Here is a 16,476-nt window from a genome sequence, read left to right as displayed (position 1 = left end):
AAAAATAACCAGCTACAAAAACTGATCATTCCAAAAACATTTCGCAACCTCTCGTGTGAATGTACTTAACTCAATAAGCATTTTATCTTTACATATCTAACACAAGGTTAAAGCTATACAGCACGAATGCAAAACAAAGAAAACCAAAGAGCTATGGCTGGTTCAATTACTTAAACTCTTGTGGTCCCCATTCAGCGGTCATGACTCTACAAGTTGCAGATTTGCAAATGAAGCTTGTTCCATTATCGCCCCTGGCAATAGCCCACTCTAAAACTAATCCTCCTCCCTGCTCCTTAATGTAGGCGCCTAAATTCTCTTCTGCATGCATCCCTGGCACACTGTTTTTAGTTGTTTCAAGTGGAGTATAGCCTGCTTTTAGGGCAGCTTCCCTTTGACCTGCTCTCCAGGGAGTCTCTCCATTGAATGGAGTATTGGGTATTGCAACTTTTATTTCCTGTCCGTTTTTAAGCTTGATCTTTGCAGTAAGAATTGTTTGATTTGATCTGTTTTCTTTATTTGCTTTTAGAATGTCGGTTGCTACTCCTTTGTGAGTTACTTTTTTTGAAGTTTTTTGGGGGGATTGGGCAGAACCTTTACTGGAGGCATCTTTGCTTGCTGCCATCGCCATTGCAAAGGGCCCCATCCCCGTGGTTACACTGGAAGAAGAAACTGTCGTGACCAATGCTCCTGTGTCTGTTACAAGGGCTGGGGACGGAGGAGGACTAAAGTTTTGGCCCTTTGAAGGTTTAGCGAGCCCCATTAACATAGCAGTGCTACTAGCTGCAAAGCTCATCCTTTTGTAATCATACTGCATCGATTCCGGAAGATCATCACCGCTAGGAGCAAAAGGCACGAAGGCGCTCATGAATCCGAGAACATTGGCCACAATTTTGGATGCGGTTGGACTATTTATAATTTTATCACGAAGTTTCTGCACTGGTTTGAATCTTTGCCAACGAAAAGTGTCCTGTGCCCATTCATAACCCGCGGCCTGATCGGGATCGAGTTCTCTATCAGTATCATAGCCAAAGATGGCGTGGACAGTTCCGACAACATTGCCTGAAAAGACTTTTGCGGTTGGGACTATTTCTTCCTTGGTAAAATTTATGGGTTCCCATTGCCAAAATTTCCAGGTTAGCTCCCACTCCGTTCCTTTAGCGTCGGTTCTAATTATTGGGTTGTTATTGCAATAAGTGAACAAATTTATCCCCCCCTTTACCCCTATCGGATCACAACTCAGCCACCTCCCCAACCACGGCAAATAATACCTTGCACTATGATATTCCAGCCCAGTCTCTTCATCCCGCTCCATACCTGTATAGCGGTATCTTTTCGCAGTAGATTTTATAGTTGCATTATTGGCCTGATAAGCTGTAGTTCCGTAAGGATGATATTCTTCATAGGAAATTACCTGAGCCGAATTATCCAATTCCAATGATGAAGAACCAAGGTGATTGTGCAACTGATATCGTACCAATTGCTTTTCTGTACCATCATCTACATCATTTCGTGTTTCTATCATTACGAAACGATGATCCCCATCCATTAGGCTCAAAGACACTCTTTCAAGCCCTGCTTGAGCTCCACTATGTTTCTTGTAGATCTCATAGCCACCAATGTAAATGCGTTCCTCTTTCTTGCTAGTTGATACTCCAGAATTAGCCTGGTTTTCGGTTATCTTACGGATACGTTGCCCGCTTCCATCATATTGGTAATATGTAATGACAGGAATATTGTCCCCTGTACAATGCTGACGGGAGGTCAGCACTACCTCTTCTTTAAAGTTCCATCCTATCTTTTCCAGATGTGGTAATTTCTCTAAATAACCATGTTTGGCATGATGAGCGTAATTAGTGTAGTCAATCGGATTGCCATTGTCACCAATGAAGGTACGCTTAAGCCTGTTGTTGGAGGTTTCATATTCATAGCCTCTTGTCCAGTTACCTCCTGTAGCAAGATGTTTCATTTCCACAATATTTCCGACAGCATCATATTGATAACGTTGAGTGTAATGTCGCACTGCCATGGGATTACCAAGATTCATATTATGCAGAAATGGCTTATCATTCCAATTATCACAGATACTGAAATTCAATGCTGCATTGTTCTCTCTGCCACTTGCTTCCACCAGACGATAAAAAGCATCATAGGTATATTCACTAACCGCATTAATCTGCATGTTGTCAAAAAATACAGTGGGAATAGCGTTATCATGTATATGGGTTATATTCCCGGTAGCATCGAAGGTATACTGAAGATCCTGAAGGAGGCCATTGTTTTGCCTCCTGCTTACCAGCCTTTTTAGTCGTAAAGTGTCTTTGTCATAAGTGAAATGAGTAATTACATCATTACCATAAATGATCCGTTCTCTTTGTCCCTTTTCATTATAATTAATAGTCTTTATATAAGATTTTGCCAAAATCGCTCCCGGGTGCAAAACGGCTTCGCTATCCAACAAACCGGCTTCGTTATAAAGTGGAGTAATTACACTCCCATCTGGAGTTGTTTGATGAACAATCCTTCCTAATGCATCTGTTTGGGTAATGAAAGTATAAGTATCACTTTCTAGATCAATACTCAGATTAGCATCAATCCAATTAGCGGTTTCCTTATATTTTATAAAAATTCTTCTGCTGGTAGACTTAGGTTGTCCTTTAAAATCAAATAAAGGAGTATCGATTAATCCTCCTGTATCATAATGCTTAATTACTTGTCCAAGTACATTATCCTTTTGTAAAGCCCCTTCATTGAATCTATTGGAATCTGTTCTTATACTCGTTAGCAAACTTTCTCCATAAATAATTCTATCGAAGATATGATTCAGTGGTGTACCGTCACCACCGAGTACTTTGCTATGGGTCGGCCGATGAGCTTCATCATAGAAATACTGAAACTCATGGAATCTTTCATCCCAAGTACGTAATGGATTTCCAATAACATTGGTTAGCAACCACCGTTGACCGTTATCCATTCCAGATTGATACACCAGATTCCCAAGCATGTCATATTTGTAAGCCATGACTACATTTCCACGGGCATCTTTGACTGAACGGAGATTCCCTTCTACATCAAGCTCAGCAAAAGTATTGTAATATTCATCTGTATTCGTGATCGTATTTTTATTATGGGCAATAGAGAGAACCGGTCTTGATAAAGTATCTAAATGCATTTGACCTGGAGTATCAGCATGTAAAGAGGTTTTTGCTGCAGCCTCCTGCTCCTTTATATCTGTGATAAAATCCGCTCGAGTATTGTTTGTCCTCCTTTTGTACCAATCACTCTCCAGCACATTATCATTGGCATCAAACATTACCTGTTTCCAGCTATCAAAGGTTACAGAAAAGAAAGTACCGTCTGGCATGTCTGTCCGGATAAGTCGTCCAATAGCATCATAAAACATTAAAGAACTAACTCCCGTTTGAACCAGTTCTTTATAGTCTTCGTAATTATTACTGACAGAGAAATAAGGTTCGTATTGCTTTACAACGTTACCTTTATTATTAACAATGGTTTTACCATTGCCAATCCACCTCAATAAGGTGCCGGTATCTACCTCCTCTACAAGAACAGAATTATTCAATTGAACACGAACTCTTTTTGCAAGACCAGGCTCAGCTTGCACCTTTTTCATTGTCACCTGACCGGCCCCCGAAGAATATTCAAAACTTATCTGAAGCCTTGTCTCTGGATTTAGATCACCGTCCTCATTTCTGAAATGTGTTTCACGGAGAATGGATGCTACGACTACTGGTTTACCTGTATTTTTATAAGCATCAAAATCATAAACAAAACGTGCAGTGGCATTTTGAAGCAATTGTCTTCCGATATTGATCAGAGTTATTGAATCAGTAACACCATGTGGTGTTTCCGGAAGATTAAAGAAGCTAAATACCGCTGCGTTTTCAGTTACATCTGTCTCTTCTTTTAAGTTCGATAAATCATCAGCCTGGCTTCCCTTGCCCATTATTGCCATTGCTTTTACTAATCCAAGTTCGTCTGTTAGAACTTCTGATAGATTTCCATTGATATCCATCATTCTATTCAGCGAAAGCGTTCGGAAATTGAATTCAGATACTTTGGTTTTATTTCCAAGGACATCTTCCGTTTCTTCCAGAAACAAGAAGTAACTTCTATAATACTTGACTTTGGTTTTGGAGCCAAATGGATCAGTATAAGAAAGAGGAACATAGAAACGATTCTGAGCATCGGTTAAAGTTTCTGTTCCTTCTATAAACTGCGTGGTCCCGGAACGAACCCACCAATCAGAATCTGGATTACCCAATTCATCAATACTGTGCCTAAACTTCCCTTCAAGTTCTATTAATGCATCATTTACTTTAGCTCCAAAAATATCGTTCAACAGCTGGGGAGTATAAGCCAGCTGGTAACTTTCAAAACCAATAGCCTTCGTTTCCAAAGTTTTCAGAGACAAAGGTCCTGTCAGATCATTTCTGTAAAAAAGTGTTTTTACATGCTCTATAAGCCTTCTCTGTGCTTTGTTAGTATCTAATGGCTTGTCGAGTTCGTGATATAGCGCCTGAGATGAATTAACATCATCCAGAATATTTTGAAAATCCTTTAATGAATAATAGTCACCTGTTTTGATTACCCCTTTCAGTTCATAAGTTTTAACCTCAGCGAGCAAGCGCATTCTATTGGCGTTGTTATCAAAAGCATCGTTTGTAAATTCATTTTTTGTAAAGGTGATAGCAAGTTTATTCTGAGCATCCTGAATTTCTATAGGAAGAGAAATGTTTTCAATTCTTCTCGGATATACTACTGATACCGATTCAAGAACATTCGCATATTCATCCAGCTTAATATTAAGAGTATGCCCAATGCGTGGATCTTCCGTATTTCTTTCATAGCTATAATTAATTGCTTCACTTTCTTTTACAATGAAAACAGCATATCTGTTTTTTCCCTTTGGTTGCAGAAGCTCAATCACACAATTATGAGTATCAACAGAAAAAGGAGTTAATTCTTTCTTTCTTGCATTCGGTGTATTTCCGAATTTAATCGCATCATGGGCAAATACCTCCGAACGCAGGGGCATGCCCTTGCATGCACGAAGGGCTTCTTGATATTCCTCAGAACTTAGATTATCAATTACAGATTGAGGAATTCCTTTTGAAGGAATTATAAATGCATCATCCAGTTTCTTCTCATGATTTACAGCAGTAAATCCTTGTCTCCCCATTTCCTCATACCAATACTCATGCTCGAAGTGAGAAAGTATTTTATCCTTGCGGAGAAAGGATCCGGTATGAAACCATTGTTTCGTTATCACCGGTTCCTGATGTAAATCCGCCACTGTGATATTGGTCGCACCTGATTTCACCCAATGTTCAAAAGTCTCTGCATCTGTCTGTTCCACCATTCCAAACCCTCTGAATTCTCTTTCAAAATGATCGTAATAACCATGATGATATTTATAGTTTGAGCTGAACTTATGTCCTGTAATTTTATCTTCTGAAGTTGCTTTCGAAACACAATGAACAGGAAAATGTAGTTTGGTAACCCACGGTTTTCCTGCAAGTTTATCTTCAATATAAAATTTCGTAGAGGGTGAATACTCAAGGGAAACTTCCTTCCCCATATTGTTCTTATAAGAAACCATAACATGAGGTTTCTTACTGTTCATCAGATCTATATATTTTAATGGCGTTGTTGCATCTTTTGCAAGAGGGCTGGACCATATAATACAGGCCACACCAGTTCCAAGGAAATCTGTTACATTAAAGTTTGATAGGCTATGAATTTCAGGGAAAAAAGGTATTTCAAAGGGTTTAATGGAAAAACTGTTACCACTTAAGTTTTTATAACAGGAAAATTTATTTTTACCTAGGTAAATAATATCAGGAATTCCGGAACCATCAATATCCGCAAGCTTAATGAACGAAGGGTTAAAAATATCTTCATGATCAAATACAGGAGCATTATCCATGGCGACCTTTGCTCCGAATTTCCCATAACCCAGATTAGGCCAATAACAGATCTCTCCGTTACGAATTCTAATGATATCAGTAAGCCCGTCCCCGGACATATCTGCGAGGAAAATAATCTGTTTCAGATCAGCAAAGATCAGGTGGGGACCAATCTCTTCATCAGACGGTTTAGTGGTTTTCCTGGCATCCTTAAATCCATTTCTACCCTCTGATTCGTACCAGGTAAATACATTATCTTCACTGATAACCAGTTCTGGCTTTCCGTCACCATTCAGGTCAATCATCCGGGTAAAAGGATCATTGAAATTTATATTTGGTAATGTTTTAAAGTTTTGATAGAGTTGCCATTCATTGTCATCATTCAGCTCAAAATAACCTTTAGGTTCATTAATATAGCTTACAAGTTGCTTTCCTCCATCGGCATCCAGATCAGCTAACTGAAGATGAGAGCCCAGCCCGGCAAAAGAAGGCTTTGGAGAAACCAGTTTAGCCGGTTCGAAATTACCATCTCCGAGATTGTGCTTATAATACCAACCTGTTTCCTGTTCTGAAAGTATTCCTGAAAGGCCTTCATTAAACAAATCCACGAATTGATATGGCGATTCTTCAATTCCGGAAGGTGCATGCATCAGAGCTTCTGGCGGAATAGATTTTATTTCATTGTTCCAGACATGTTTCTGGTATTCAAATTCGAATGGAGGAAGTTTTTTTGAGGAATAGCTTCCATCTGCTTTTTTGATATAACCAATAGAAGTGATCGATTTCAGAAAAGTAAAGTCCTGTTCAGTAGAAGTATCATATTCAAAATTCAACGAACGAACAAGTCCATCATATTCATTTTCTCCTTTAAAATGATGAAATAACAATACCCTTTTACAGAGCCTTGTAGTGCGAATTTCAAATCCTGATTTATATTCAGAGAAAGCATCATTGCGGAAGTCCCAGGGATGAAAGGTTTCAGGATTTTCATTGTTAATGGTAGTGCCATAATCGAATACTGTTTTAAATAAAAAATCTTCATTGGAAGGAAAAGCATCTCCAAAGTTTTTATATGGGGTAATATTGCCATATAAGACCTTTTCGATGTAAAGATTGGTATAGGTGATTGAGTTATTTTTGATCCTGTTTTTATTATGAATTAAATTAAGATCAATTCCTTCCAGATCCTCAGATTTGTAGATATAATTGCAACAATTTCCTTTATCATCAAATGTAAATTCTGGGAGCCACTCAAAAATTTTCTTATCATCCTGAGGATCTGCTATCCTTGAATTTATTGACCAGCCAAACAATGTTGTTATGTTGTCACTGGTAATAACCCTCCATTTTATATCACTACCATCTTTTTTAGTCCATCGTTCAATACGGGCAAAGAGGCCTTCTATTCTGGGTCTGAAGAATCGTATGACATATAGGTCATCTTCAGAATTTTTCTCATAAATGATGTAATCGTCCTTTTCATCTTTTAAAAATGTTCCATCATCAGCCTTACTAAACTCAGGAACCAGATCTTCAGCTTCTGAAAATTGAAAAATATCACTATCCGCACTTCCGTTAATTGAATCTAAATACTGGGGAAGCAGCTTATCTGTTTTACGCTTGATAGAACTTAAATTTAAATTCCACCCTAAACCAAAAATACCATTGTCTGAACCAGAGTTATAAGAAACTGATAAAGATGGTGTAACTCCTCTGGCTTGAGAAAAAGGTAATGGGATAGAAAAAGAAGCAGTTCCGTTCACAGCATTTACCGTGAATTTTTCATCTATTCCTTTTATAGCTCCGCCACCTTTGGGTAAGGATATTGATGGAATTTCAATGGCATTGGATTTCGTTTTAGCTTTACCTTCGCGAAAACTATTTAAAATTCCAGAGCTATCTGTCAATGTATTTTCAGACATAGCAGAAGCCTTACCTATAGGTTTTCTAGAGTCCATAGCAAATGATTAAAACTGGCTTATAAGTTGTTATATTAAAAAAAATAATTTACACAAGAAATAAGATCCCATTTTTTTTTAAAAAAATCACCAAAAAAATTACATACAAAAGTTGATATAATTTCATTTTGCGAATGGCATAAGTAATGGCTAATTCGATTTAATGATTTTAGTTATAAATAAACAAAACCCATAAGTCTATAAAAATCACCTTATCAAAAACCGTAGTCAAAATAGCTAGCGCTCTTTTGTAAAGGGTGCAATCAGTGATAGAGGGAAAATTTAGATTGTTATAGTTTCATATTGAATAAAGCGCCTTCGCATTTGTAATGTGAGAGATTGAGAAAATGATTTAAGAATATCCAGTTTTTGTAGCTGGTTATTTTTTTGAAAAAAAAATATTAATAAGGAATAAACATATATGTTGGAGAGTAGAGTGCAGTTGGCATAAGTGTTGAAAACGCACTCCATCCCTGTATAGTGGGGAGGGATTGAATATGGGGAAGCAGGAATGCTTTCAAATTATTAATACACAATTCCCCTATTCATTCTATCTGTTTATTTATGCAGGCTTGTATATTTATCAATTATTTTTTTATCTTTTACAAAATACGCTTCAAAGCTACCTGCATGATTGGACTTAACAAAATCAAAAGGATTTTCTTTTGAAGAGCCCAGAAAGACATCAATATGATTTCCAACGATTTTACTTCCAACATCTCCTGCAAAAAAATATCCGTTGTGTTCAACTAACTTCCCTTTAGAATCTGCATACTTTGCGCCCTTAGCCTTTGGAATATAAATTACAGTACCAATAGGGATTATGACAGTATCAACTGCAATTGTTGTAAACGGGACTAAATTATAGTTCTTACACCCCTTGCCGAAACCACTGCTTAATTCCCACAGTACTTTTCCTGAATTCAAATAATTCTCATAGTTCTTGTATATGATACATTGCCTGCAATCATATTGTATTTCCTTTGACCGGCCAGCATAGTTTAATACATATGTTCTGTTTTCCTTCTGAATAAAAACGGTACCCTCAATAACAGCATTGCACCAATCACATGAATCTAATTTAAATCCTGTCTTCTCTTCTTTTTTGTTTAGAAGATCAATCCCCCTTTCATTATGATCTAAAGTTGGTACATAATAATACGTTGCCCAAAGACTAATCTTTGCTGAATCTGATTGCCCCAAAAGTATAATTGTTGAAAAAAGGAAATAAGTAATTAGTAAATATGATCTCATATAAAACTTAATGAATGATCGATGATCTCCTAAGTAAGAAGAGGTTTTAGGTTAAGTTTTTTAAAAGAAGACAATGCCATTAATTAAAAACTTGTGCTTAACTGAAACAACGGCAGATACATAGCAATCAGAATAAACCCAACTATCAATCCCAGGAATATAATCATAAAAGGTTCAATCATACTACTGATCATTGAAGTCTGATGTTCCACCTCTTCATTGTATTGAAAAGCTATCTTTTCGAAAAAATTATCAAGCTGATTCACCTCTTCTCCGACCTTTATCAATGAAGTCATTCTTTTCGGATAGATAGAAAATGCAGACATACTTTTATTAAGAGACATACCATGAAGAATATCTTTTTCAATTTGAGTTAATGATTCTTCCAAAGGATAAAAACCAATCATCTGTTTTACAAGATTTATAGACCTCAGAATAGGAATCTTTGCTCCTATCAGCAATGTCATGGAATTACAAAATCTGGCCAGATACACTTTTCTCACGATTTCGCCGGCCAGAGGCATTCTCAATAATATCTTACTGCCATACTTCCTGAACCATATTTCCTGGCGCTGAGAATAGACAAAAACAATTATGGAGAAGATGAAAAGAAAAAAAAGATAAAAATACTTTCTAAAGAATCCGGATGCATCAACGATCATTTTAGTTATAGCAGGAAGATCACCACCAAAGCGTTTGAACACATCTGCAAACATAGGCACTATAAAATTCATCATAAAAAATACAGCAGCCAATGATGTAAAGAGCACTATAGAAGGATATGTCAAAGCGCCTACAATCTGGCGCCTTTGCTTCATCTTCTTATTATAGTAAGCCCCAAGTTCTTTTAATACTACCGGGAGTTTGCCACTTTCTTCTCCTATTTGCAAACTAAAAAATTCATAAGCTGAAAACATTCCCGTATCTTTTATTGCTCCTGAAAGCGTGTTTCCAGCTATTACAGAGTCTTTAATTTTCTCGAACAAAATCCTGTCTTTCTCTTTAGCTTGCTCCACACTAATAAGCTCAAGTGTTGTTTTGATATCAACACCTGCAGACAAAAGAATTCCAAGCTCATGATAAAAAGCTTCCTTTTTCTTATCATTCAACTTAGCCCCAAAGAAAGACAAGTCTTTATTGAGAAAATCCAGAATACCTTGAACGGGAGGAATTCCAGCATCTTTGCTTTTAGTCTTTTTTATTTTGGTTAAATCAATTCCATTCATTGAGTTAGCTCCCCTTCTTTTTCCTTTTCAATAAGAACATCAGCTCCATATTCCTTTTTATATATAAATGGAAGTATGTCATTCCCAATAATTCCATCGAACTCCACTTTGTCAATTAATATATCAGGAACAAAATTTTCCTCACTTAGAAAATAATACTTTGGATTAGAGATTACAACTTTAAAAGTATCAATTATTTCACTTTTTCTTATAACATATATATTTTCAAAAATGTAATCTGTTATTTTATCACCGTATTCACATCTCATTCCATTGGATTGCCTTATAACCCGATCTGAATTTACGAAATCCATCAAAAGCAGTTTATCAAACAAGATGAGGTCGTAATTTCGTTGACTATTTGCTTTATATTTCCCAAACTGACCACTTATTATTTTGTAGGAAGAATAGGACATACTTATGGTAATACCTGCTATAAGCATGGTCACAATCATTTCCATAATGGTATATGCCTTGAGTTTACTCATCTGCCAAAATAAGTTGACTTGTTTCAGCTAATAATTTTTCGTCTTTTGAGAATACTTGTATTTCAATCAACAATAAACTAGAATTATTCTGATATGGGCTAATTCTTTTCTTCACCAGAAGGTCCTGTAACTCCATTTCTTCATCAAAATAAGACCTTGCCTTTATTGTTTCTTCAACTATCTGAGACGAAAGAAGATCAGCTTTTAAATTTTGAAGATTAATCCCCGATTTTAAAATATTATGATAAATCATCATTCCTATACCAAAAGTAATGAACATAATTACCATAGCAACAACAACCTCAATAAGTGTTGAAGCTTTTACCTTCAACGAGCTTATTCCATCCATTTAATAAGGCGTTTTTTCTTTTCGGAAGTAAGTAAACTTGAACCAATAAAGTTGGTAGAAAGCTTTGTTGCATCAATTGTCGCGTCTATCAAATAATTTTCTGAATTAGAGCCCTTATGGTAAAATTTATTACATAAAACTGCACCATGGACAACTCCTTGAATATTTGCAAACCCGTCTGCATACAACTGACCATGCAAATAAGCTTCTTTTTCAAGAATAATTAGTGTCTGTTCACTATTATGTGCTGGCATCTTTTGTAAATCTAAGCCCGATTGAGAAGAAAACACTATTCCATTTATACGGCACCTATTTTTAATTTTTATAAATGGCTTTGCAGTCTTAAAGTCTCTCTGAAAAACACCAACGACAGAAGGATAATTGAGCGTAACATTTTCATTTAAGATGATTGAATCGGCTCCAAAAATCTGAAGTGATCCATTAAAGCCACTTTCTATTTCAATAGCCCTTGCTATAATCACGATATCTTTTAAAAAACAATCTTTAGGAATTCTAAATAGCGTATCGCTTTTTATTATCACATTACCAGATACATTTTTTATTGACAACGTTCCTTTTTGACTTAATAAAATTGTTTTCTCAATAAATGAACGCTTCAAGGTATCAGTTTCAATTGTTTGATTTTTCTCAAATTCATCCTCTGAAAAATTTCCATCCAAAAATGATAAAACCCTATCTTTGATCTCTTTATTTAAATCCGGCAATTTATTGCCACTTTTCTTTACTTCTCCTTGGATAAGTTGAGTACCTGTAAAAACAAACTGTGATTCAGAAGGTCTTCTTGCTCCTCTATCTGGCAAATAAGATGTTCCTTTAACTATAGATTTACCACCTATATACAATGGATGATAATAGTTGCTTAAATAAATGGCACATTTGCTTTCTCCATCAGGCTTATAGCCAAATTCTACAACTTTATAAATCTCCCTTTTATTTGAAAAAGCCCTCACAGCAGCCAGATCAAAAATTCCCCAATTCATCCTTTTAAGTGCAATAGAGTCTTCTCCCTTACCATAAAGATCAAGCAGTCGTTCCTCGTTTAAGCCTATATCTCCATTATCGGCCAACAGGTAATTAATTCCTGATTGAGTATTTCTTATCAAACGCTTATATAAAAGATTTGTATGATATCCTGAGGTATAATGATAGGATACTAAAATAAGAGAACCGCTAATAAGAGCTATTAGCAGCGATATCACCAGAACTATAAAAAGCGCATTAGCACGGAGCATATCACGTTTGTTTTTCTTCAGTTTCAGCTGGAACTATTTTCTTCATTTTTCGAATCCTAACCTTTGGTTCTTTTTTCTTTTTTTGGGGCTTAGTTTCTGCTTTTTGATTTTTGGATTTTTTCTTCTCTTTCTTTGAATTTTTCAGATCATGTCCCTTCGGTATCTCAGTACTTGGTAAAGGAGACTTTTGCATAAGCGAATCTTCGGAAGATTGAGGTATTGTAGTTTGTTTCTTTTTATATTTTCTCCATAGTCTTAACTTAAATCCTTTACTCTGCTTCTCCTTTTTTACTTTGAGCTCACCTTTTACGTACTTTTCTACCTTCACATTTCCCGAAGACTCATATGTATATCTTTTACCATTAAACAAATTGTCTTTGTAAGAGCCCTTTTGCAATAATTTCCCCGATTCGTCAAATACAAAAAATTCACCATGAAGCTTTCCTTTTTTCCAATGATAAACTTCCTTAAGTTCACCATTGATATGCCAGCTCTTCCACAATCCTTCTTTTCGCCCAAATCTGAACATCCCCTTTTCTCTAAGATTTTTATTCATATAAAAATCGCTATATAGGCCATGTAATAATTTTCCTTCGAAACCACCTCTGGTTTTTTTTATATCATTAGCGTTATACCAATAATAAAAATATTCATCAGTCACTTTGATTAGAGGTTTCCCTTCAACTATTTCAGCATATACAACATGATCAAGAAAGTTTACAATAACCCTGTTTGGGATATGTAAATCAATCTTTCTTTGTCCCATAACAGATAATGGAATACTTAATAAAATAAGAAAATATAATCTTTTCATAAAAAATTAATTTCTTTTAATAAACTTCTCTTTACCACAAAAAACTACCTTTACAGAATCTTTACAATTCCTCATTAATTTGACCCCCTCTTTCTCAACTCCTTCTTCCATGAGATATTCATTGCCATTTATGTTCATCAAAGAGACATGTTTGTTACTTCCAGTATTTTTTATTAATCCAATATAACTTATAACAGTCCAATCTATCTGCACCTCTGGCTCTTTAGTTTTCACAACAACAGGTTTGATGTTATTTTTTTTACCCGGATCCTTTAATGCGACATAACTTGACGGATTATGCATTCCACCTAGAAAAGGATCTCTGTATTTGGCAACCAGAACAAATGTATCTTTTTTGAAAATATTCTGATTTCCCTTGATTACAGGCTTGGATGAGGTAATTTCCTTTGAATCAGAAAACAAGGAGCTATAGATCCTTACAAAAATAAGGCCCCAGACAACAACAACTCCGGCGAGCAGAATATAGGTCATTTTTTTGTTTTTCATGGTTGAATTGTAAATGACCACAAATCACTGTATGGGCCTTCTATACCTGCAGCACTTACTGCTTTTACTTTCCATTTAACCTCTTGTCCTTTACTAATTGAAGAATAATTATAAGAAGCAGATGATTGATTCGGATATTCAATTCCTTGACCAGATCCAACTTGTATATAAACTGTATATCTATAACCTGATCCCAAATCATTCCATTTTAAAGTGCCTGACTGCCCCTGATTTGAAGCACTTTGCAACGGACTTAATAAAGCTACCTTTAATGGTATACTGTTATCAAGAGTGAACTTAAACTCTGTCCAGTCTGTAGTATCTTTCTTTTCATTGTATGCCCTGACTCTCCAAAAATAAGTGTCTGGAACAGCCAGATTATAGCTATAGGTTGTAGATGTTCTGAAGTCATTGACAATTGGTAATCTGTATGATTGGCTTGAGTCTAGTTGGAACTGGTATCCCTTTGCACCTAACAACCTTGACCATTCAAATTCAATCAAACCTTCTGCCAGTACTTTAGAATTTACTGGTAGTTTCAGATTTACAGTTTGCAAAGAGATCTCTGTTGTATCAATCTTAAACTTACTCCCAAAGTATTTTGTCTTGTAGCCTCCGTTCATAGCTCTAACCTGCCATTCAAACTTACCAGGCCCCAGGTAATATGCAAATCTGTTATTCTTAACGATTGTATCAAGTAACATCTTTTCAGGAGCAGTAAAACTTGGAGAAACAACAGTTAATTGATAATCTGTTGCAAAGTCAACCTGACTCCACCAGAAGGTTTGAGAATAATTTATAGAATCTTTTCCATTAGGAGTATAAATGGTGATCTCTTCCTTTTCAATGTCCTTCTCAAAAATTTCTGTGCAAGAAGTCAGAGCAATCAGGCTCCAAAAAAGTAAATTCAAAAAATTAAATTTTCGCATCATCTTTTTTGTTATTTTTCAGTTTTATTTTAAGTGTCTGAATATACATCGTAAGTACAAGTACTTTCTTTTTTCTTTTATTATCGTATATCATATCAAAACTGCTAGATGATACCCTTCCCACAGCTTCCTTTTGCTCCAGTAAATAAAGTAATTTCAGCAGATCTGTAAAATGTCCTTCTACTTTGATTTTTGTAGTTCCTATGATAAATTCTTTATCTTCATAGAATTCTTCATTTGGCAGTTCTTGTAATAGCAAATTATTCTTTGAACAAAAAATTGAAACTACTTCTAAAAGATGCCCCTGGTCTTTAAGTGAATCTGCAAAATAGGAAGATAACTTTTCCTTTAGTGCATTGGATTTAATTTCCATTAGCCTTCTTTTCTCAGGGGCTTCTTTTGCATGTATCAATTTTGCTTTCTGGTCTTTACTAAATAAATAAAGCTCTACAGTTTTATTAAAAGCAAGTAAATAGGCAATGACCAGGAAAAAGGCTCCACCTGCAATCAAATATTTGTTTTTAACTTTATATGATAAGTTATTCCAGTTCATCATTAATCAGAATTTGCAGTATAAAATTCCCTGATCTGGTTTTATGATCAAATGAATAATCTTCCACATTTACTTCCTTCACCCAATGTTGATCTTTCAATATTTTGACCCAGGAATTCAGTTCAGTTGGCCTTACACAATAACCATCAATACGTATAGCTCCATTTTCAAAAACCTCTTTACGCTGAATCCTACTTTCTTTTTGATTATAAGGATTCATCGCCAACTTGGTCAACGTTATTGAAGGAGGTAACAATACAGCAATCTGATCCGAATAAAAAGAAAACTTTGACGAAACAAGCCAGCCTGCTTCAGTTAGAAATAACTCCTTTTGCTGAAGCTCCTTTTCATCAACTTCAAGATTTGAAGAAAGATCATTAAGCTTACTTAGTTTTATTGCTAGCTTTTCATTTTCCTGCTTATAATTAGTAAGCAAAAGAGTATTGATTAAAAGTATTGAAAGAAAAAAAGTCAATAAAGAAATTGATAACAGTTTAAACTTACGCTTTTGCTGAAATTCTTCTTTTTGAACATCTACCTGTTCTATACTAACACGTACTCTATCTGAATCTATAATTCCAAGAAATGCCGATGCATAAGCAATTAACAAATCTCCCGAAACCATTTCATCCCCTGCCTTTATCAAAGCATTATTCGATTCCTCTTTAGTTCTATAGACATTAATTTGATTTTTATTAAAAACCAATTCATGATGTCCGAATGACAAAGAAGGAACTTCAATTGATAACAACTGAAACAAGTCCGCCACAGGAAATGGGCCCAGACTCATACTTGTAACAAAATAATTCTGTTCTTTAAATTTCTGTAATAAAGAATCTACCAATTGTTTCCTTGTTAAGGATATATATAGATGGTTGGCTGCCGCTGCTGTCTTTTGTATATAGTAATCCGTTAACTTTGCATTTGGAAATATCTGATTGAAGATCTGAGTATCATCCGAATATTCGTCTTTAACGTTTTTATGCAAAATTCCTCGTCCGGTTAATGTTAAGAACAAAGGAATATCCTGAGGTATAAACAATTTCAGTTTTTCAAAATCATCTACTTCTTTTTCTTTTAATTCGATCTGAGCAATATTATTCTTTACTGAAAGTAACACACAGTTGAACATATATTTCCCCTCACTTGAAGAAATAACCTCAATGCCTGCAACTTTCTTTTGTCTTGAAAATATTTGTCCCAGCTGTTTAAGCATGA

The 16,476-nt window shown here is 35.5% G+C and carries 11 protein-coding genes; all 11 read right to left on the bottom strand.

Going from position 1 to position 16,476, the window contains the following annotated elements; translation table 11 throughout:
• Positions 1-166: 166 nt before the first annotated feature.
• Positions 167-7,885 (bottom strand): SpvB/TcaC N-terminal domain-containing protein, encoded by a 7,719-nt coding sequence (locus tag MYP_RS13960; protein ID WP_052430207.1) that lies wholly within the window; start codon positions 7,883-7,885, stop codon positions 167-169.
• A gap of 558 nt (positions 7,886-8,443) precedes the next feature.
• On the bottom strand, positions 8,444-9,139 hold the full coding sequence (locus tag MYP_RS13955) for a 3D domain-containing protein (RefSeq protein ID WP_052430206.1): 696 nt from the start codon (positions 9,137-9,139) through the stop codon (positions 8,444-8,446).
• A gap of 83 nt (positions 9,140-9,222) precedes the next feature.
• Positions 9,223-10,365, bottom strand: a complete 1,143-nt coding sequence (locus MYP_RS13950; protein WP_052430205.1) for a type II secretion system F family protein — start codon at positions 10,363-10,365, stop codon at positions 9,223-9,225.
• On the bottom strand, positions 10,362-10,853 hold the full coding sequence (locus tag MYP_RS13945; RefSeq protein ID WP_045464455.1) for a hypothetical protein: 492 nt from the start codon (positions 10,851-10,853) through the stop codon (positions 10,362-10,364). The genes MYP_RS13950 and MYP_RS13945 overlap by 4 nt, the downstream gene beginning before the upstream one ends.
• Positions 10,846-11,202 carry a type IV pilus modification PilV family protein gene (locus tag MYP_RS13940; protein ID WP_045464453.1) on the bottom strand — a complete coding sequence of 119 codons (357 nt, stop codon included), beginning with the start codon at positions 11,200-11,202 and terminating at the stop codon, positions 10,846-10,848. The genes MYP_RS13945 and MYP_RS13940 overlap by 8 nt, the downstream gene beginning before the upstream one ends.
• A complete protein-coding gene (locus tag MYP_RS13935; RefSeq protein ID WP_045464452.1) occupies positions 11,190-12,455 on the bottom strand; it encodes a hypothetical protein in 1,266 nt (421 codons plus the stop codon). The genes MYP_RS13940 and MYP_RS13935 overlap by 13 nt, the downstream gene beginning before the upstream one ends.
• Position 12,456: 1 nt before the next feature.
• Entirely contained in the window at positions 12,457-13,269 is an 813-nt protein-coding gene (locus MYP_RS13930; protein ID WP_156140605.1) for a toxin-antitoxin system YwqK family antitoxin, read from the bottom strand.
• 6 nt (positions 13,270-13,275) lie between these two features.
• Positions 13,276-13,776: a hypothetical protein gene (locus MYP_RS13925; protein WP_045464450.1), complete on the bottom strand. Its 501-nt coding sequence runs from the start codon at positions 13,774-13,776 to the stop codon at positions 13,276-13,278.
• A complete protein-coding gene (locus tag MYP_RS13920; RefSeq protein WP_156140603.1) occupies positions 13,773-14,687 on the bottom strand; it encodes a hypothetical protein in 915 nt (304 codons plus the stop codon). Before MYP_RS13920 ends, MYP_RS13925 begins: the two co-directional genes overlap by 4 nt.
• Before the next feature lie 4 nt (positions 14,688-14,691).
• The gene (locus MYP_RS13915; RefSeq protein ID WP_045464448.1) at positions 14,692-15,258 is read right to left on the bottom strand and encodes a hypothetical protein; all 567 of its coding nucleotides are present in this window, start codon (positions 15,256-15,258) and stop codon (positions 14,692-14,694) included.
• Positions 15,245-16,474: a hypothetical protein gene (locus MYP_RS13910; protein ID WP_045464446.1), complete on the bottom strand. Its 1,230-nt coding sequence runs from the start codon at positions 16,472-16,474 to the stop codon at positions 15,245-15,247. Before MYP_RS13910 ends, MYP_RS13915 begins: the two co-directional genes overlap by 14 nt.
• Between the last annotated feature and the right edge of the window lie 2 nt (positions 16,475-16,476).

The sequence above is a fragment of the Sporocytophaga myxococcoides genome, from assembly GCF_000775915.1.
Lineage (GTDB): Bacteria > Bacteroidota > Bacteroidia > Cytophagales > Cytophagaceae > Sporocytophaga > Sporocytophaga myxococcoides_A.
The sequence above is the reverse complement of the archived record's forward strand: the minus strand, read 5'-3'. Positions and strand labels throughout refer to the sequence as shown.

Excerpts from the sequence above, each read along its gene's own strand:
- MYP_RS13960 (WP_052430207.1), bottom strand. The coding sequence starts at position 7,885 with ATGGACTCTAGAAAACCTATAGGTAAGGCTTCTGCTATGTCTGAAAAT.
- MYP_RS13955 (WP_052430206.1), bottom strand. The coding sequence starts at position 9,139 with ATGAGATCATATTTACTAATTACTTATTTCCTTTTTTCAACAATTATA.
- MYP_RS13950 (WP_052430205.1), bottom strand. The coding sequence starts at position 10,365 with ATGAATGGAATTGATTTAACCAAAATAAAAAAGACTAAAAGCAAAGAT.
- MYP_RS13945 (WP_045464455.1), bottom strand. The coding sequence starts at position 10,853 with ATGAGTAAACTCAAGGCATATACCATTATGGAAATGATTGTGACCATG.
- MYP_RS13940 (WP_045464453.1), bottom strand. The coding sequence starts at position 11,202 with ATGGATGGAATAAGCTCGTTGAAGGTAAAAGCTTCAACACTTATTGAG.
- MYP_RS13935 (WP_045464452.1), bottom strand. The coding sequence starts at position 12,455 with ATGCTCCGTGCTAATGCGCTTTTTATAGTTCTGGTGATATCGCTGCTA.
- MYP_RS13930 (WP_156140605.1), bottom strand. The coding sequence starts at position 13,269 with ATGAAAAGATTATATTTTCTTATTTTATTAAGTATTCCATTATCTGTT.
- MYP_RS13925 (WP_045464450.1), bottom strand. The coding sequence starts at position 13,776 with ATGAAAAACAAAAAAATGACCTATATTCTGCTCGCCGGAGTTGTTGTT.
- MYP_RS13915 (WP_045464448.1), bottom strand. The coding sequence starts at position 15,258 with ATGAACTGGAATAACTTATCATATAAAGTTAAAAACAAATATTTGATT.
- MYP_RS13910 (WP_045464446.1), bottom strand. The coding sequence starts at position 16,474 with ATGCTTAAACAGCTGGGACAAATATTTTCAAGACAAAAGAAAGTTGCA.